The 19,573-nt window shown below is 30.7% G+C and carries 19 protein-coding genes and 1 riboswitch; of the genes, 5 read left to right on the top strand and 14 right to left on the bottom strand.

The window, feature by feature from the left end; genetic code table 11:
- Positions 1-3: 3 nt before the first annotated feature.
- The 12 genes from cysC to LQK79_RS10145 all read right to left on the bottom strand — a co-directional run bounded on the left by cysC (position 4) and on the right by LQK79_RS10145 (position 11,777).
- Positions 4-606, bottom strand: a complete 603-nt coding sequence (gene cysC, locus LQK79_RS10200) for an adenylyl-sulfate kinase (RefSeq protein ID WP_084757184.1) — start codon at positions 604-606, stop codon at positions 4-6.
- Position 607: 1 nt separating this feature from the next.
- A complete protein-coding gene (locus LQK79_RS10195; RefSeq protein WP_053243026.1) occupies positions 608-1,837 on the bottom strand; it encodes an O-acetylhomoserine aminocarboxypropyltransferase/cysteine synthase family protein in 1,230 nt (409 codons plus the stop codon).
- A gap of 18 nt (positions 1,838-1,855) precedes the next feature.
- Positions 1,856-4,171 carry a sulfurtransferase TusA family protein gene (locus LQK79_RS10190; RefSeq protein ID WP_231016465.1) on the bottom strand — a complete coding sequence of 772 codons (2,316 nt, stop codon included), beginning with the start codon at positions 4,169-4,171 and terminating at the stop codon, positions 1,856-1,858.
- 14 nt (positions 4,172-4,185) lie between these two features.
- A complete protein-coding gene (locus tag LQK79_RS10185; protein ID WP_053243025.1) occupies positions 4,186-4,596 on the bottom strand; it encodes a M67 family metallopeptidase in 411 nt (136 codons plus the stop codon).
- Between the two features lie 4 nt (positions 4,597-4,600).
- A complete protein-coding gene (locus LQK79_RS10180; RefSeq protein ID WP_053243024.1) occupies positions 4,601-5,431 on the bottom strand; it encodes a HesA/MoeB/ThiF family protein in 831 nt (276 codons plus the stop codon).
- Positions 5,421-5,636 (bottom strand): sulfur carrier protein ThiS, encoded by a 216-nt coding sequence (gene thiS / locus LQK79_RS10175; RefSeq protein WP_053243023.1) that lies wholly within the window; start codon positions 5,634-5,636, stop codon positions 5,421-5,423. The genes LQK79_RS10180 and thiS overlap by 11 nt, the downstream gene beginning before the upstream one ends.
- Before the next feature lie 3 nt (positions 5,637-5,639).
- Positions 5,640-6,707, bottom strand: a complete 1,068-nt coding sequence (locus LQK79_RS10170) for an ROK family protein (protein WP_231016464.1) — start codon at positions 6,705-6,707, stop codon at positions 5,640-5,642.
- Positions 6,708-6,912: 205 nt separating this feature from the next.
- The gene (locus LQK79_RS10165; protein ID WP_231016463.1) at positions 6,913-7,080 is read right to left on the bottom strand and encodes a YezD family protein; all 168 of its coding nucleotides are present in this window, start codon (positions 7,078-7,080) and stop codon (positions 6,913-6,915) included.
- A 214-nt stretch (positions 7,081-7,294) separates the two neighbouring features.
- A complete protein-coding gene (gene hemB, locus LQK79_RS10160; RefSeq protein WP_231016462.1) occupies positions 7,295-8,260 on the bottom strand; it encodes a porphobilinogen synthase in 966 nt (321 codons plus the stop codon).
- Between the two features lie 25 nt (positions 8,261-8,285).
- Complete coding sequence (gene hemL / locus LQK79_RS10155; protein WP_231016461.1) at positions 8,286-9,554, bottom strand: glutamate-1-semialdehyde 2,1-aminomutase; 1,269 nt, start codon at positions 9,552-9,554, stop codon at positions 8,286-8,288.
- Positions 9,555-9,578: 24 nt separating this feature from the next.
- Positions 9,579-10,775, bottom strand: coding sequence for a glutamyl-tRNA reductase (hemA, locus tag LQK79_RS10150; protein WP_053242292.1), 1,197 nt, complete (start codon positions 10,773-10,775; stop codon positions 9,579-9,581).
- A gap of 87 nt (positions 10,776-10,862) precedes the next feature.
- A complete protein-coding gene (locus tag LQK79_RS10145) occupies positions 10,863-11,777 on the bottom strand; it encodes a metal ABC transporter substrate-binding protein (protein ID WP_231016460.1) in 915 nt (304 codons plus the stop codon).
- Between the two features lie 264 nt (positions 11,778-12,041).
- Here LQK79_RS10145 and LQK79_RS10140 point away from each other — a divergent pair, with 264 nt between their 5' ends.
- The 4 genes from LQK79_RS10140 to rimI all read left to right on the top strand — a co-directional run bounded on the left by LQK79_RS10140 (position 12,042) and on the right by rimI (position 14,967).
- Positions 12,042-13,277: an HD-GYP domain-containing protein gene (locus tag LQK79_RS10140; RefSeq protein ID WP_053242289.1), complete on the top strand. Its 1,236-nt coding sequence runs from the start codon at positions 12,042-12,044 to the stop codon at positions 13,275-13,277.
- Positions 13,278-13,344: 67 nt separating this feature from the next.
- The gene (gene tsaE, locus LQK79_RS10135) at positions 13,345-13,803 is read left to right on the top strand and encodes a tRNA (adenosine(37)-N6)-threonylcarbamoyltransferase complex ATPase subunit type 1 TsaE (RefSeq protein WP_053242288.1); all 459 of its coding nucleotides are present in this window, start codon (positions 13,345-13,347) and stop codon (positions 13,801-13,803) included.
- Positions 13,800-14,513, top strand: coding sequence for a tRNA (adenosine(37)-N6)-threonylcarbamoyltransferase complex dimerization subunit type 1 TsaB (gene tsaB, locus LQK79_RS10130; protein ID WP_053242287.1), 714 nt, complete (start codon positions 13,800-13,802; stop codon positions 14,511-14,513). Before tsaE ends, tsaB begins: the two co-directional genes overlap by 4 nt.
- Positions 14,506-14,967, top strand: coding sequence for a ribosomal protein S18-alanine N-acetyltransferase (gene rimI / locus LQK79_RS10125; RefSeq protein WP_053242286.1), 462 nt, complete (start codon positions 14,506-14,508; stop codon positions 14,965-14,967). Before tsaB ends, rimI begins: the two co-directional genes overlap by 8 nt.
- A gap of 13 nt (positions 14,968-14,980) precedes the next feature.
- Here the strand turns inward: rimI and LQK79_RS10120 are convergent, their stop codons facing one another.
- Entirely contained in the window at positions 14,981-15,607 is a 627-nt protein-coding gene (locus LQK79_RS10120; protein ID WP_053242285.1) for an ECF transporter S component, read from the bottom strand.
- 89 nt (positions 15,608-15,696) lie between these two features.
- Positions 15,697-15,813, bottom strand: a riboswitch (FMN riboswitch).
- A 47-nt stretch (positions 15,814-15,860) separates the two neighbouring features.
- Positions 15,861-18,017, bottom strand: coding sequence for a Tex family protein (locus LQK79_RS10115; protein WP_053242284.1), 2,157 nt, complete (start codon positions 18,015-18,017; stop codon positions 15,861-15,863).
- Between the two features lie 140 nt (positions 18,018-18,157).
- Between LQK79_RS10115 and LQK79_RS10110 the strand changes: the two genes are divergently transcribed.
- Positions 18,158-19,516, top strand: a complete 1,359-nt coding sequence (locus tag LQK79_RS10110; protein WP_053242283.1) for a M28 family metallopeptidase — start codon at positions 18,158-18,160, stop codon at positions 19,514-19,516.
- The last annotated feature ends 57 nt before the right edge of the window (positions 19,517-19,573 follow it).

Genomic DNA, 19,573 nt, shown 5'->3' with positions numbered 1-19,573 from the left:
CTCCTATATTATTTTATTTTCCTTCAAATAATCCACTATTTTTTTTACGCATCCTTCTTCTGTGTTCTTATAGGTTTCAATTACTATTTCCGGATTTTCTGGAGCCTCATACTTTGAATCTATCCCTGTAAAATCCTTTATTTTTCCTTCTCTTGCCTTTTTATATATTCCCTTTGGATCTCTTTTTTCACACTCTTCTATTGGACATTTTACATAAATCTCTATAAAATCTTTTCCAAGCAATTCTCTTGCATTTGTTCTATCTTTTTTAAAAGGAGATATAAAAGTTGTTATTGTTATTATTCCGGAGTCTACAAATAACTTTGTAACCTCAGAAACTCTTCTTATATTTTCTGTTCTATCTTCACTTGTAAACCCAAGATCCGAGTTTAAACCATATCTTAAGTTGTCTCCATCTAAAAGGTAAGTAAGATATCCATTTTTGTGAAGTTCGCTCTCAAGCCTAGAGGCTATTGTTGATTTACCGGAACCTGAAAGTCCGGTAAACCATAAAGCTATTCCTTTTTGCTTAAGTAGCTTTTCTCTGTCTTCTCTTTTTATTTTGGTTTGTTGCCAGCGAATATTTGTACTTTTCATATTCTTCACCTCAAATTGCTTTAAGTGCATTTTCTATATCCATCACTATATCTTCTACATCTTCAATGCCTACAGAAAGTCTTAAAAGATCATCGTAAACCGCCATTTCTTCTTTTTCCTTTTCAGTATTATGTGCACAAATAGTGGAGGATGGATGGATTATTATAGTTTTTGCATCTCCTATATTGGTTAAATTTAATATTAGTTTTAAATTTTCAATGAATTTAAATGCCTTTTCCTTACTTCCAAGCCTGAAGGTCAATATACCTGATGCTCCTTCTTTATAATACTTTTGAGCAAGGTCATAATATTTTGAACTCTCAAGATTAGGATAATTTACTGATTTCACCTTTTCATTTTTTTCAAGAAACTTTGCTACTTTAGCTGAATTTTTACAATGCTGCTGCATTCTAAGTGAAAGAGTTTCTATTCCTGTTAAAGTTAAAAATGCATTAAAAGGTGACATTGATGCTCCAATATCTCTGCCTATTGAATTTTTAAGTTTTGAAGTAAAAGCAAAGCTTCCGTACTTATTTACAAATTCGTGAAAATTCTTATATTTTTTATTCCTATACTTTTTGCTGCCTCCATCAACTATAATTCCACCTATTGCATTTGATGTCCCATTAATATATTTTGATGTGGAATGAATTACTATGTCTGCTCCATATTTAATTGGATTTAGAAGATATGGAGTTGAAATTGTAGAATCCACCATAAAAATTATATTATTGTCTTTGCAAACCTCTCCAACCTCCTCAATGTCAAGAACATCAAGTTTTGGATTTCCTATGGATTCTGCATATACAAGCTTTGTCTTATCGGTTATTGCAGTTAAAAGACTTTCTCTATCAAGCGTATCTAAAAATTTAACTTTAACGCCTATATCCTTTAAATCATAAAGTAAAGTATATGTTCCACCATAAAGGCCGGAAGCAGCTATTATTTCATCTCCAGCACAAACAACATTAGTAACTGCCATGTATATGGCGCTCATTCCAGATGCTGCTGCTGTAGCACAAACTCCACCTTCCAAGCTTGCGAGTCTTCTTTCTAAAGTCATTACTGTTGGATTTGATATTCTTGTATAAGCATATCCCATGGCCTTTCCCTGAAATATATTTTCTAATTCATATGGAGATGTATGAGCGTAGGCATTTGACATATATATAGCTGCGTTTGTAGCGCCGCTATTCTCCAAATTATAGTTACCATGAATGAGTTTTGTTGAAAATTTCACAGCTTTTCCTCCTTGTTTTTACTTTTTTTCAATTACAAGAAGGTTGTATCCATCATAATTCGTATCAATAGATATTATTTTATTTCCTTCTTTTTCTACACTTCTAGGAACATTAGTTATAGGATCTCCATCATCTAAATAAACTCCAAGCCTGTTTCCCGATTTGACCTTTGAAAGTTCTATCTTTACCTTAACAAAATTTATAGGACATTTTACTCCTCTGAAATCAACAATTTTATATTCATTTCCTTCATTCTTTTCTAAAGTTTCTTCCTTTACTTGATCTTCATTTTCTTTAGGGAGGGTTATATCAAGTTTTCCATCTAAAGACTCAAACATATCTTTAACCCTTTTAACCACATATCTTACTTCAGAAACCTTGTCACTTAAGTCACCTATATCTCCCATTTTAAAATCTATAAGACTGTCTATTAAACCTTTTGTGTTTTTATTTAAATATCCTTCATTTACAAAGTTATCTATAAACTCACTGAATATTTCTCTTTCCTTTGTTGTATCAATTCCCTTTAATATTAAAAGTGCTCTACAAGCTGAAAGTGCTGCTTCATACAACTTTAAATTTTCCTTTGAACTACCATATTCCGCAATATAAGCTTCCGCATTTGATATATCCATTTTTATTACATCAAGCACACCTGTACTGCATTCACCTTTTCCTCTACCTTCAAGCGAGAATTTTTTGTTTGCTTTAAAGTCATAATACAAGTCTGGATTTTCAGAATAACTTTCTATATTTCCAAACTCTTTTGTAAGACTTTTTATCTCGTCTTTTTTATCATTTAAAAATTCATAAAAATCTTCATACCCAGTTTTAACTTTAAATTCTGCAAGCTTTAAAAGATACTTTGGAATTTTTCTAGCTGGAACGTCACCAAAAGCTTCTGCCAGTTTTGCTCCATTAAAACCTAAATAGCCTCCAAAGGAAACTGTGTACATAGGAACCAAGCCATCATCTGTTCTGCTAGCTCTTCCATTTAAACCTATTGCTCCTTTTTCATGCTGAGCACATGAATTTAAACATCCAGATATATATATTTTAGGAAGTGCCTTTTTAACTTTTGCATCAGCAGTCTTAAAGCTTTCTTTTATTGCTACAAGTAAATTCTGCGACAAGCAAAGTCCAAGCTGACAAGTTGAAGCTCCTGCACAGGTTGAGGAATTAAATAAATTTATATTTGATGAAAAAGCTTCTATTATCCCTGCAAGTTTAACAGCGTCATTTCCCTTTAAATCTCTTATAAAAAATCCTTGAGTATTAGTTAATCTTATAGATGTCCTATAATCAAGTTTACTTATAAAATCTAAAACTTTATTTAAATCATCTGTTTTCAAATTTCCGCATTCGGGGTGAACGTAAGCTGAATAATATCCACTTTGTTTTTGTTTGAACAGCACATTCTCATATTTTTCATCTAAATTTTCTATATATTCGAGTTTTTCATAATTTACTTTTTCTTTTCCGCTCTCATCAATTATTAAATCTAAATTTTCTTCTTTTTTTAATTTAACAACTTCATCATGAAGAAGTTCCTTGAACTTTTCATCTCCAAATCTGTACGAAATAAATCTTATTCTTGCTTTGCTTTTATTTGTTCTGTCTCCTTCTCTTTCGAACAATCTCTTAAGGCCAACTACATAGTATAAAACATCCTTAGCAGCTATAAAATCTTCAATTTTTATAGCTGCCCTTGGTTTTCCTCCAAGTCCTCCTGCTGCAAAAATCTTAAACCCTTTTTTTCCGTCCTTTATTTCAGCTATAAATCCTAAATCCGAAATTGAGGCATTAGCAGTATCCTCTTTGCTATTTGAAAAAGCAATCTTATATTTTCTTGGAAGATTCATAGTGCTTGGATCTTTTATTAGGTAATTTGTAACTTTATTTTTATAAGGTTCAACATCAAAAACATCATCATAGGAAACTCCTGAGAGTGGAGAACATTCAATGTTTCTTACTGTATTTCCACCTGTCCCCTTAGTTAGTATTCCGTTCTCTATAAGTTCTTTCATTATTGTATATACATCTTTAAGTTCAACTTTATGAAACTGCGCATCTTCTCTTGACGTGAGGTGAATTTTACCATGTGAATACTTCTCACCAAGTTTACTTATGATTCTAAATTGATCTAATGTTATAAATCCACCTGGAATCCTAGTCCTTACCATGTAAGTTTCCTTTTCTCTTTGCTCGTACACCCCCATAGAAACTCTAAAAGCCTTGAATCTAAGAGGATCAATTTTGCTATTTAAATACTGCTGCGCTTTTTCCTTAAAGTCCTCTACTTCCTTAAAGTTTTCTTTAGATATATCAATCATACCTTTCACCTCTTTTAAATAATCTCATAATCGAGCTTTTCAACGTCATTCTTATTTATTTTAAACATATTAAAAACTGGCTTTTCAATATCCTGAAGCGACAAAATCGAATAAATTACCCTTGGATCAAAAGCAAGGCGTTTATCCTCCTCCGAAGGTCTTGATGGAGAATGTGGATGCGAATGATAATTTCCTAAAAGCTCCATCTTCTCTTTTCTTATAAGCCTTATCTTTTCAAACTGTTCTTTTGGATCCATTGAAAAATGTTCACTGCTGTTATCAATATTGGTAAGCGAGTACATCTTATTTATGTATATATCCTCACCCTTTTTAACGCCAGCAAGAAAACCACAGCATTCATTATCATATTCTTCTTTTGCCTGCTTCAAAATCAAGTCATATTCTAATCTTTTCAAATAAATCATTTCATCACCCTTTTAATTTTCCTGATTTTAAATCACATGAAGGATTTTCATAATCTATAAGTGTCTTTATAGTCGGCTTTTCTCCACAAACACCACACTTTTTATTTTTTCCTACCTTTATTTTTCTAAATTCCATCTTCTTTGCATCAAAGGTTAAAAGATACCCTGCAAGAGTTTCACCAACTCCAAGTATATATTTTATTGCTTCAAGCGCTTGAAGCGTACCTATTATTCCACCCATAACTCCTATTACACCAGCTTCTCTACAAGTTGGAACCACTCCTGCAGGTGGAGGAGATTGAAATATACATCTATAGCAAGGTGTCCCATTATCAGGTATATATGTGGTGAGCTGTCCTTGAAATCTTATAATTCCAGCATGAGAAAATGGCTTTTTAGCCAAAACACAAGCATCATTAATTAAAAATTTAGCTGCAAAATTATCTGTTCCATCAATTATAAAATCATAATCTTGATCCTCTATAATATCTAATATATTTTCTGAAGTAACCAGTTCATTATAAGTTATTACATTTACATCAGGATTCATTTCGTTAATGGTTTCTTTTCCGGATTGAACCTTTGGCTTTCCTACATCTTTGGTTTGATGTATGATTTGCCTTTGAAGGTTTGAAAGATCTACAACATCACCATCTACAAGCCCGATCGTCCCAATACCTGCTGCAGCAAGATACATAGCTGCTGGGGCTCCAAGTCCTCCTGTTCCTATGACAAGTACTTTAGATTTTAACAATTTTTCTTGTCCTTCTACTCCGACTTCCTCCAGAATAATATGTCTAGAGTATCTTTCTATCTGCTCTTCATTAAAATCCAAAGCTTCCACCTCCCATGAAATATAGAAAATCTACTTGATCATTTTCTTTAAGCGTTGTTTTTGAGAACTCCTCCCTGTCCAAAAATTCTCCATTGAGTTGAACAGTTACCATGTCTGGCATTTCAACATTTTCTTCTACTAAAATTTCACTTACTGTTAAATTGTCTTTTACCTCTTTTTTTGAACCATTAATTTCTAATATCATCTTTTATTTTTCCTCCACATTATAATTTTCAAGATACCTTTCAACCACCATTGCTGCTGCTCCCAAGGCTTTTGCATCCTGTCCAAAGTATCCTCCTCTTTTAAAAATAATTTCCTTATCTAACGAATTTTTCAATACCGTTTCAACACATGTATTATAAAAAAATTCGGAAGCTAACATCTCCTCACCACTTAACACTACAGCTTTTAAATTAAAAATTCTTATGTAATTTAATATTCCAATTGCAATAATAACTGCTGCTTTTTTTATTACCTCTTTTGATAAATCATCGTTATTTTCTATAGCTTCCCCTATACTTGCTTTTGAAACATAGTTTCCAATGTAATCAAAGCTTCCACATGCACATTCTTCTTTACCAATTTTGACAATCATGTGAGCAAATGGATCTTCTTCATCCTCCGCTGTGTTTAAAATTTTGCCATTAAATATTATTGCTGCCTTAATCCTTGAATTCAAATCAAAATATCCAATATTTTTAAGTGAACTTTTGAAACCATAAAAGTATTCTACTTGAGCTGCCGCTTTTACTGCATTTTCAGTAACTACAGGACATCGCAATGTGTTTTCAAGCACATCTTTTATTTCTGCTTTATTGTTTTCAACAGATAATCCAATTCCAAATAACGTTAAAAAATCTAACCTAAGTTCTAAAATTACCTTGTTTATTACCTCTAATATTTTTTTAGAAATTTTATCTAAACTGCAGCTTTTATCAATTTGAAATTTTTCTTTATGTAACAGTTCAACTCTTAAATTTGTAAATGCCACTTCTACATAACTTTCTTGTACATTAATCCCTATAGCATAAAAATTACACAAATTAATGTTATATATTACAGGTTTCCTGCCGCCAGTTGATTCTCCTATGCAGTACTCAACAATTGTTTTATTTTCCTCAAGAGGCTTCATAAATCTGTTTAAAGTTGTTAGCTTCATTTGAGTTTTTTCTAAAATTTCACTTTTAGTCATAGCCCTATTTTTTTGAAGCAAATTAAATATGATCTTACTTCCATCACTTAAATTTTTAAATATATCATAGCTGCACTTCATAATTATCCTTCCACTTCAACTTTTAACCGTCTTAGATAAAAGACTCTAAAAAAATAAAAAAGGTCAAACTATTATATATTTAATTTACAAAATAATAATAACTTTTTAAGAGGACACAATTCCTCTTAAAAAATTGCTCATTTTATAAATCAAGTATAATAAAGTTTGACCTCTAGTCTTTCTAGTCAGTCAATATTACAATATTTTACTTAAGTTTTATTTTTTCGCTTGTCACTATTTCAGTAATAATTCCATCCTGAACAAATAAAGTTATAGAACCGTATTTTATTCGCTTTAAAAGTTTTTGGATTTTTTCTACATAATCTTCATTCTTGTCATGCGGAGATTTATTGGGTTCATTATTATTTTTCATACGTATAACCCTCTCATCCTTTTAATCTTTGCAAAAACTTTTAACTATTATGGTAAAAAGTTTTAAAACGAATTCCTAGTAACTCAATATGAATATTATGTTTTGCTTATATATAATTTATCACTTTATTTTAAAAAAGTCAATAATAAAAATAACCTTGTTTTAAATAAGTGCAAATAAGATCAATTATTTAAAACAAAGTTCCAAAATAAAATTATTCTTTAATCCATTTTGATGCTTCAAGAGCATAATAAGTTATTATAATATCTGCTCCTGCCCTTTTTATAGATAGAAGAGACTCAAGTGCTATTGCCCTTTCATTTATATATCCAAGCTTTGCTCCAGCTTTTATCATAGCATACTCACCGCTTACACTATAAGCAGCAATTGGAACATCATTCTTTTCTCTTGCCATCTTTATAACATCAAGATAAGAAAGTGCAGGCTTAACCATTATTATATCTGCACCTTCATTTATGTCATCCTCAATTTCAAGCATAGCCTCTCTAAAATTTGCTGGATCCATTTGATAACTTTTTCTATCTCCAAACTTAGGTGCTGAATCTGCTGCTTCTCTAAACGGCCCATAAAAGGCAGAACAATATTTTGCACTATATGCCATTATTGAAATATTCTCATATCCATTTTCATCAAGTGTTTTTCTTATTTCATTTATTCTACCATCCATCATATCGGAAGGTGCAACCATATCTGCTCCAGCTTTTGCATGGGAAAGTGCAATTTTAGCAATATATTTTATAGTTTCATCATTATCAACATACTTATCGTGAATTATTCCACAATGTCCATGGCTTGTATATTCACACATGCAAACATCAGTAATTATAAACACATCTTTGTCCAATTCTCTTATTTTTCTTATAGCTCTTTGAATTATTCCATTATCATCAAAAGCAGAAGATCCAATTTCATCCTTCTCATCAGGTATTCCAAATAAAATTACTCCCTTTACGCCTGCTTCTTTTATTTCTCCTATTATCTCTCCTAGTTTGTCCAAAGAATAATGATAATTTCCAGGAAGAGATGATATCTCCTTTTTTACATTTTGTCCTTCTACCACAAAAATTGGATAAATAAAATCATTTGGACTTAAGGTTGTTTCCCTAACTATATCTCTTATATAACTATTTTTTCTAAGTCTTCTATGTCTTCTAAACATTTTTTCCTCCTCTTATTGCGTTTAATTACATTTCTTTCATAACTTCTAAAAACTTCTCTATGTCTTCTTCTGTATGCTTCACACCAATAAACATAGCCTCAAACTGTGATGGAGGCACGTATACTCCGTTCTTTATCATATGCTCTGCAAACCTTGAGAACATTTTTGTATTAGACTTTTTTGCTTCTTCATAGCTAGTGACTTCGCTGCATTCTGTAAAAAACACAGTCATCATATTAACACATCTGTTTACAACTAGAGAAATACCCTTTTGACGTGCAATTTCATATATTCCAGCTTGAAGTTTTTCTCCCATTTTATCCATATAGCTGTAGTAATCTGGATTATTATTAAGCTCCTTTAAAGACGCATATCCAGCCGCCATCACTATTGGATTTCCAGACATAGTTCCTGCCTGATAAACCGGTCCCATAGGAGAAAGCTGTTCCATTATCTCCCTTTTGCCTCCATATGCTCCACATGGAAGTCCTCCTCCCATTATTTTGGCAAAGGTAACAAGATCAGGTTTTATATTATATAAACTTTGTGCTCCTTTATAAGCAACTCTAAAGCCAGACATAACCTCATCAAATATAAGTATCGTTCTATTTTCTGTACATATTTTTCTAATATCTAATAAGAATTCCTTTTTTCCTGGTATAACTCCCATATTTCCTGCAACAGGCTCAATTATAACTGCTGCTATCTCATCTTTATGCTTTTCAAAAAGAGTTTTGACACTTTCTATATTGTTATATTCAGCTATAAGAGTATTTTCTACACTACCCTTTGGAACACCAGGAGAGCCTGGTATATTTTCTGTTAACACTCCAGAGCCTGCTTCCACTAAAAAACCGTCGAAATGACCATGATAACAGCCTGCAAATTTAATTATTTTGTCTCTATGAGTATATCCTCTTGCAAGTTTAACTGCACTCATAGTTGCTTCTGTTCCTGAATTTACCATTCTAAGCATATCAACATTGTCAACTGTAGTGCATATATATTTTGCAAGCTTTAATTCAAGTTCTGTAGGTGCACCAAATCCAACTCCACTTTTAAGAGTTTCTTCTATCTCTTTTAATATCTTTTCATTGGAATGTCCTAAGATCATAGGACCCCATGCTTCAATAAAATCAATATACTCTTTTCCTTCTTCGTCAAATAAGTGTGAGCCATATCCCTTTTTTATTATTGGAGGATCAATGTTTAATGCTGTATATGCTCTTACTGGGCTATTCACTCCACCAGGCATATATTTTTTAGATTCCTCAAATATTTCTTTATTTTTCATCTTTCAAACACTCCTAAATACTTTCTATTGAACCTTATAAAATATCTTTCTTATTATCCTTAAGCACTCAGCTCCATTTCCATTTAGCTGTTCTTCTTTAAGCACTTCTATGGCTTTATTTACATACGCATCAGAGGTACTTTTAAGGAGAGTACATGCTAATTTTTCATTATCCTTAGTTTGCCTTTTATTTTTAAAGGTTTGGTATCTTTTTTTATATACATTTTCCCCTTTTTGCTTTATATTTATTATATCTTCGAGAACCTTCTGTACTTTTTCCCACTCTAAAAATTCTTTAACATACTTACCTATTAATTCTCTATTTTCAAACATAACTTCTTTTCTTTTTTCTTTATTATAGCTATCCATTAAGCTTATTTTATCAATATCAAATATATTGATGTTTACATTATCATAAAGCTTATCTTCTGCATCCCTTGGAACAGCTAAATCAAAAATTATAAATTTTTGGTTAGGAAGTTCTCTTTCCCATATAACTGGATGAGGGGCCGCTGTACATGAAATCATACATTCAACATCTTTATAATATATCTTCCTATTATGAAATGGTATTATCTTTATCCTATCGTCTTTTATATTTATTGCTGAAGTATTTCTTGCAACTACATATAAAACATCAAACTTTCCTGACAAAATATATTTGCATACTAATTGCCCTATATTTCCAAATCCCATTACCATGAACCTTTTGCATTCATTTTTTCTAGCTTCACTTACAGCTATTGATGCAGATGAAACTGGTATCCTGTTTAGCTTAGTTTTATCTCTAAACTCTTTACCTAAAGTAACTGCAAGTTGAAAAAGCTTCTTTAAATTACTTTTAACTGTCTTATTTTTAATTGCTATCTTATAAGCATCTTTAACTTGTCCTAATATTTGATCTTCTCCTAATATTAAGGAATCAAACCCACATATAACATCCATCAAATGCCATATAGCATCATTATCTTTGTAATAAAAAAAGTTATCAATAAAATTTTTGTTCCAATTAAGCTTTTCAAAGATTCTGTCTATTATTTCGTTTTCATTTTTAAGGCTGTTAAAATATATTTCTGTCCTGTTGCATGTACTTATTACAACAACCTCATCACAAACTTCATTTAAAATAATACTTTTTTCTTCTACATGCTTTGGTATTATTGAAAACTTTTCTCTTATTTCAATCTTCAATTCTTTTTTTAACCCTAAAACTTGTATCATAATTATTCACCTTAAATTCAGTTGTGTTTTCCTCTCTATTTATATAATTTATTCATAAAATCGCGTTAAATAGTAAGCTGTTATTCCTTATTTATCAATTATCTTCTTCATAGCAACTTCATTATTTTTCATCATATCTAACAAATTCCCATTTTCATAGTAAATATTAAACTTTAAAGTTTTCATTGAATACTTCTTTATAAGCTCACTATTGTCATTTAAATCTTTATCATCATCATAAATAAAACACATCTTAGTTTCATCGCTTATTTTATCCTTTATATCCTGAACCGGAGCTCCCTTAACTTGTGTTTTAACTTTAACATTTTTCAAGTTATTATAACTGAAAAAATAATCAAATTTGTATTGTGTAGTAACAAAAGTATAATCATCAAGATTTTTGAGTAAAGTTTCAAATTCCTTCTTCATATCCTTTACATCTTTTACACATTCTTTAAAATTTTTTTCATAAAAATCTCTACTTTTTGGGTCCTTCTCCTCAAGTGCATTCTTTACATTTAAAATAATTATATTATAATTATCAAAATTCCCCCAATAATAAGGGTTTTTATTTATGTCTTCACCGCTTTTTTTCTCATCTTTATCAAGTGAGTTTATTTTAGCTCCCCTTGAAACATCTATTGCTCCAACCTTATTTTTATCTAGTTTATTTTGAAAACTTGATACCCACGGTTCAAAATCAGCTGATGTATACATAAATAAATCATATTTGCTTACATTATTCAAACTGTCTTCTGTAAACTTAAATTGTTTTATAGTATTATCATCTTTAAACATAAACTGAACATTATCCTTATCGCCAGTTATACTTTTAACTATGTTATAAAGATATTTGTTTGTAACCATTATATCAAGACTTACACCTTGACTTTTACTATTTTTTTCTTTTGGTACATTCACATTGGTTTTAGAATTATTTTTACAACCAGAAAATGACACTATAATTATAAAAACCATAATATAATATAGAAATTTTTTCATAATATTCACCTCAAATAAAAATCAACAAAAAAGTAAAAAGACTTTACATCCTATTATACTTTAATATTATATCAATAACATTATATTATATATACATATCCAACTCAACATTAAAACATTATCTGTTATCCTATTTTAATATATTAATATAAGATATTTTAGCAAAATTTTAATACTATTTTCTTTTTAAGTATATTTTGTCGTTTTATAATTATTTTAAATATGATAGAATATTATAGTAGAATTACTTTACGGAGGAAAATTATGAGTATATGTTTTGAAAAAATCATAAGAGCAATATCTTTAGCTTTAGATCTTTCTCAAATAAGCTCTATTGAGAATTCAACGGTAATTGAGGAGATTTCAAACATACCTTTAGCTAACCATAAATTTTTGAATCATTCAAAACGTACAACCTACATAGCATTAAAGGTAGGTAAAAGACTTAGTTTACCTGAAGAGTCCATTAAAAATTTATACATAGCTTCTTTACTGCATGATATAGGAGCAGCTAACTCTTTAAACAAAAGTCATACCTCATCTGCTTTTATTAAGGAACATTGTATAATTGGAGAATCCATCATAAAAAATCTTCCTATTTATAGCGATATATCCAAAATAATACTATACCATCACGAAAATTTTAATGGCAGCGGGCCCTTACACCTAAAGGACAAAAGCATTCCAATTGAAAGTAGAATAATACATATGGCTGACTTATTAGAACTGCTTTATAGAGATAATATTCCTGCATATAAGCAGCGTTCTAAAATTATATCCTGGGTTTCAGAAAATACAAATACAATCTTTGACAGTAATGTTGTAAAAGCTTTTTTATCAATAACTCAAAATGATATTTTCTGGTTTGATTTAGAAAATATAGGTTTTATGGACTTTATACTTGATAACATCTCTCCCCAGATTGACACTAATATAGATTTAGATCAATTTGAAAAGATTGCTTACATTCTTTCAAATATAATAGATAATAAAAGTAAATTTACAGCAGAACATTCTAGAGGGATTTCAAAGTTATCTTATACTGTATCAAAATATGTTGGATATCCTGAAGAAAAATGTGTAAAAATGAGAATAGCTGGTCTTCTTCATGATATAGGTAAGCTTGCAATCCCAACCTCAATACTAGACAAAAATGCTTCACTTACAGATGATGAATTTTCTATCATAAAATCTCATGTATATTACACAAAAATCATTCTTGAGAGAATAGATGGAATTGATGATATAATCTACTGGGCATCTTCTCATCATGAAAAACTTAATGGAAAAGGATATCCTATGGGCTTAACTGCAAAAAAAATATCTGAAGAGTGTAGAATTTTAGGAGTATGTGATATATATCAAGCGCTTATCGAAAATAGACCTTATAGAAAAGGCTTATCAGAAACCCAAGCTTTTAAAATACTTAATGAAATGGCAAATGATGGTTTTATATGTCCTATAGCTGTAGAACAATTAAAAAATGCTTTAGATAGTTAAGGTAGTAGTTTATATTACCTTTTCTTTTTTTAAGATTTGATATAAAATACTTTTAAGAGGTGATAACATGACTTTTGTTATTGATAGTGTTGATAAAACTTTACATTTGGGTGAAAAGCTTGGTGAGCTTTTAAATCAAGGTGACATAGTATGCCTGGATGGTGATCTTGGAGCCGGTAAGACTCATTTTACAAAAGGAATTGCCAAAGGACTCAAAATAGATGATTACATAACTAGCCCAACCTTTAACATTGTAAACGAGTATCAAGGAAGACTTAAATTATATCATTTTGATGTTTATAGAGTTAATGATCCAGATGAAATTTATGCTATAGGATTTGATGAATACATATTTAGTGACGCTGTAAGTGTAATTGAATGGTCAAATTATATTGAAGATTTAATTCCAGAGGAACGAATAAATATTACAATAACGAAATTGCCAAATAAAGGTGAAAATTATAGACAAATAGTAATAAATTATATTGGAAATAGATATGATTATGTAAAGGAGATTAAATTATGAAACTACTAGCAATTGACTCAGCTACCGAAGCAGCTTCATGCGCCGTAATGGATGATAATAAGCTTTTAGGTGAAATTACTTTTAATTATAAAAAACAACATTCGGTAATAATTATGAACATTATAGATTATCTTCTGAAAAATTTAAAAATATCCATAGATGATTTAGACGGTTTTGTTGTTTCAAAAGGTCCTGGCTCTTTTACTGGACTTAGAATAGGCATGGCTGTAGTAAAGGGACTTAGTGAAGGTTCTAAAAAACCTTTTGTAAGCATATCTTCTCTTGATACCATGGCCTATAGCCTTGCTTACACTAGCGGCATAATATGTCCTATAATAGATGCTTTAAGAAATAATGTATACACTGCAATATATAAATTTGAAAATACTAATTTTAATAAAATTTCCGATTATATGGCTATTTCAGTAGATGATCTAATTAAAGTCCTAAAGGATTATAATTTACCTGTAACCTTTATAGGTGATGCTGTACCAAAATTCAAAGAAACCTTTGAAGCTGAGCTTAATAAAGTTAACTTTGCCCCTGGTCATTTAAACCTCGTAAAAGCCTCTGGCTTATGTGAACTAGGAATGAATTTAATGCGGGAAGGAAAATTTGATAACCCTCTTTCCTCCGCCCCAATTTACTTAAGAAAATCACAGGCAGAAAGAGAATATGAGAGTAGAACTGGAAGGAGTATAGATGAATAATTTAGTTATTTGTGATTTTGAGAAAAAATATTTAAGAGAAATTCTATCCATTGAAAACTTAAGCTTTTCTGTGCCATGGACTAAAGATTCAATGGAAAAAGAACTTACAAACAAATTTGCACAATATGTTGTTGTCAAACTGGATAACCTAGTGATAGGTTATGGAGGTATGTGGCTTATACTTGATGAAGGTCATATAACTAATATAGCTGTACACCCAGAATTCCGAGGAATAGGAGCTGGCAAAAAAATCATAGAGGGTCTTATTAACATATGTAAAGAAAAAAGCATAAATTCACTAACCCTTGAAGTTAGAGCTTCAAATTATGTAGCTAAAAACTTATATAGAAAGTATGGATTTATAGAAGAAGGAATTCGTAAAAATTACTATAATGACAACAATGAAGATGCGATTATAATGTGGAAGCATAATATACAAAAAAGTTCCCTATGAAGGAACTTTTTTATTACTTTGACGCTCTATTATAAGCCGAAACATTTTCTTCTATCTCTTTGTGAACTACTGGTGAAATCTTCTTATATACAGCCATAGTTACAGCTGAAATAACTGCACCTTTTATCACATTAAATGGAACTATTGCAAATATTATAAAACTTTTAAGATCAGTTACATAAGGATTAACTACATGCGTTGCTGCTACTACTGCCTTTATAGGAAAATGAAGTGCTGTTTCATACATTGGCAAAAGTACAAAATAGTTCAAAAGGCAGCCTGCTATGGACATTGCAACTACACCAATAACCAATCCGATAACAGCATTTATTTTTGTTTTCTTATGCTTATAAATTAAACTTGAAGTTAAAACCATAGAAGATCCTATTAAGAAGTTAGCAATTTCTCCTACCCCTGCTGTCCCTGTTTTGGATAATGCAAGCAAGTTTTTTACAAGTTCTATTGCAATTCCTGCAACTGGCCCCATTGCAAATCCACCTACAACTGCTGTAAGATCACTAAAGTCTATCTTCAAAAAGCTCGGAAAAATTGGTATAGGAAATTCAATAAGCATAATTATAAAGCCAATTACACCTAAAAGTGATATTTTAATAAGTTTACTAAGTTTTGAATTTTTCATTTTATATGCCTCCTATTATTTGTTTGATATCTCCAGAAGTGGCATAATAAAAGCCCCAACTAAAAAGTCAGGGCACATTAAAAACACTATTATTTCTTCTTTTATCCAGACTTTACTGTCGGCCTCGGAGTTTCACCGAATCATGCCATAAAAGGCTCGCGGGCTATACCGCCGGTAGGGAAATTAACCCTGCCCTGAAGAATATCAATATTATATTATCTTTATTATAGTTCATTTTAAAAATTTAATCAAGCTATTTTTTCATGCTTAAGGATATCCTATTTCTCTTTTCATCTACCTCAAGAATTCTAACTTCAACTATGTCTCCAACTTTAACAACATCAAGTGGATGTTTTACAAATCTATCAGAAAGCTGACTTATATGCACAAGCCCATCTTGATGAACACCTATATCAACAAATGCACCAAAATCAGCAACATTTCTTACCGTTCCTGTTAATACCATACCAGGTTTTAATTGCTTTATATCAACAATTCCTGTTTTAAGTATTGGTTTTGGCATTTCTTCTCTTGGGTCTCTTCCTGGCTTTTTTACTTCTTTAATAATATCCGAAAGGGTTGGAACTCCAACTTTAAGTTCTTCAGCCAATTTATCTATTCCAACAAGCTTTATCATAGAATCCATATTAGCTAGATTACCATTTTTTATATCACTTTCTTCATAACCAAGCTTACTTAAAAGACCCTTGGCTGCATCATAAGATTCCGGATGAACTGAAGTATTATCAAGTAACTCTTCACTTTCTGGTACTCTTAAGAATCCTGCACATTGTTCAAAAGCCTTTGGTCCAAGTCGCTTTACCTTTAAAAGTTCTTTTCTATTTTTGAATTTACCATTTTCTTCTCTATATTCAACTATATTTTTTGCTATATTAGCATTTATTCCAGATACATAAGATAAAAGAGAGGGAGTTGCAATATTAAGGTCAACTCCAACATTATTAACACAATCCTCAACCACACCTTTTAATGAATCTTCCAACTTTTTAGGTGCAACATCATGCTGGTATTGACCTACTCCTATAGATTTTGGATCAATTTTAACAAGCTCTGCAAGTGGATCTTGAAGTCTTCTTCCTATGGATATTGCCCCTCTTAAGGATACATTTATATCCGGGTATTCCTTTGTTCCAAGTTCAGAGGCTGAATAAACTGATGCCCCTGCTTCAGATACGATTACATAATAAAGTTCAATTCCCTTTTCCTCTTTTACTTCTCTTATGAGTCTTGCTATAATCTCTTCTGATTCTCTGCTAGCAGTCCCATTTCCAAGTGATACCATTCCAACGTCATACTTATAAACTAATTCCTTTAATGTCTTTATAGAACCTTCTACATCATTTTGAGGTGCAGTAGCATAAACTGTTGCAGTATCCAAAAGCTTGCCTGTTTCATCAAGTACTGCTATCTTACATCCAGTTCTAAATCCAGGGTCATATCCTAAAACTGCTTTTCCTTTAATAGGAGCTTGCATTAGTAGTGCTTTTAAATTAGCTTTAAATATTTCTATAGCTGAATTTTCTCCTTTTTCTGTAAGATCAGCTCTTATTTCTCTTTCTATAGATGGATATATTAATCTCTTTAATGAATCTGCTACGCTTTCTTCTATGTATTTATCTGTAATTTCATTTCCTTTTAGACAGTTTAAATTTAAATATTCAATTATCTTTTCATCCTCACAAGTTATTTTAACTGAAAGTATTTTATCCTTTTCTCCTCTATTTATAGCAAGTATTCTGTGAGGAGGTATTTTACTTACTGCTTCTTTAAAATCATAGTACATTTCATAAGGTGTTGATTCCTCACTGCTTCCCTTGGTTTCAACAATCCCATTTTTGAAAACATACTTTCTAATCCACTTTCTGTATTCAGCTTCATCAGATATACTTTCACTTATTATATCCTGTGCTCCTTTTAAGGCTTCTTCCACAGATTTAACCTGTTTCTCTTCACTTATAAAACCTTTCGCAAATTCTTCAATATCTTCTTTAAATTTTCCACTTAGTATTTCATCTGCAAGAGGCTTTAAGCCCTTTTCAGCTGCTATTGTAGCCCTTGTTCTTTTCTTAGGTTTATATGGCCTATATAAATCTTCAACTTCAGTTATGGTTTCGGCACTAGTTACGCTTTCCTTCAATTCATTGGTAAGTTTGCCCTGCTCATCTATGGATTTTATAACAGCTTCTTTTCTTTCATCAAGATTTCTTAAATATATAAGTCTTTCAGATAAACCTCTTAATACTATATCATCAAGTCCACCTGTTTTTTCTTTTCTATATCTTGCTATAAAAGGAACAGTTGCCCCTTCGTCAAGCATTTCTATAACACTGTTAACTTGCTTCAAACTTATTTTAAATTCCTCTGCCAATCTGCTGCTTATATTTTTCATTAACTACTTTACCTCCAAAAAATTCAAATTGTAGACATGATATTATTATAAATAAAAAACTTCTGTATTTCAACTTACTTGTAATATAAGGCTTTGCAAATTCATAGAAATATATGGAAAATCAATTTAAAGGAGTTATTATGAAAAAAATAATTTTATGCGTCCTTCTTGTAATATCGATAATTCTATTTTCTTTCAGCTTTCAAAAATATTGCTCCATACATAAATTTAATATAGATGCAGTAAAAAAGAATATAACTTTTCTTTCCAGTAACAGCTTTAAAGGTCGTCTAGGTGGAAGTTTTGAAAATGAGGTTGCAGCTAACTATATTAGACAACAATTTAAGGCCTCTAACCTCGCCGCGTACAGTCAAAATTATTACCAAACATTCAACGCATATTACCCAAAAAAAGTTTCTGGAGCTCCCTATCTTAAAGTTGTAGATAGTCATGGCAATACTATAAAAACTTACGTTTATAAAAAAGATTTTAAAGAAGATATGTTAAATTTTAAAAAGGATCATATTGTATTCTATAACGGATCAAATATAAAAGCTAATTCTTCATACATTCAAATAAAAGATAAAAGCGAGAACTTTTTAATTTATTCTCCTAAAGATAACAATTTAAACTTTAGAAGTTCTTTTATAGCAGATAGCGACTATTCTTTATGTATAATGGCAACTAAAAATTGTCTTTCAGAACTTAGGAATTATTTAAACAAGGGCTGCATAATAGATTGTTTTATACCTTACTCTAATGATACAACAACTCTTAAGAATGTTATTGGGTATATAAAAGGCAGTGATTCTTCAAGACCTCCAATTATTATTTCTGCACATTTTGATCATGTTGGCACAGACTTAAGTGGCGAAGTATATAATGGTGCTCTTGACAATGCCTCTGGAACAAGTTTTATACTTGAGATGAGCAAATTTATAAGTTCTCTAGGCACACCTAATAGGGATATAATTTTTATTGCTTTTAACGGAGAAGAATTTGGTCTTAAAGGCTCCGAAGCTTTCGTAAATAAATACTATTCCAAAATAAAAGGCGGGGAAGATTACAATTTTGATATGATAGGAAGTTCTTCCTCCGTTCCATTATCAATTATGGGTGGAAAAAAAGATACTGTAAAATCAAAACCTATTAGCTCTATTTCCGCACTTTGTGCAAAAGAGCATGTTAGTTTCAACTATATATTTGACGATGCTAGCGACCACTCTTCTTTTAGAAACAAAAATATAAATGCGATAACATTTTGCGATGATGATACTTCAAGAATTCACACACCTAGCGATAAATCATCTTATATTAATTCTAGCTCTATAGATAGGTGCTTTAAAATAGTTTCTAAAGACATAATAAATAATTCTTTTAACTTTAGCTTTTTAATCTTATATAATAAACAAGTTTGTATACTATCTCTATTTTCTGTAATTGTATTAACCTTAATCTCACTTCAGTATGCAGTTAGAAATATGAACAGTAAAAATTAGTATATTAACAAAATAGGGTGAGCATATAATTTTACACAAGAACTATATCCCACCCTT

It is taken from the genome of Clostridium guangxiense, from assembly GCF_021043395.1.
Classification (GTDB): Bacteria; Bacillota; Clostridia; order Clostridiales; family Clostridiaceae; genus Clostridium_S; species Clostridium_S guangxiense.
This window is presented reverse-complemented; position numbering and strand designations above follow the sequence as displayed.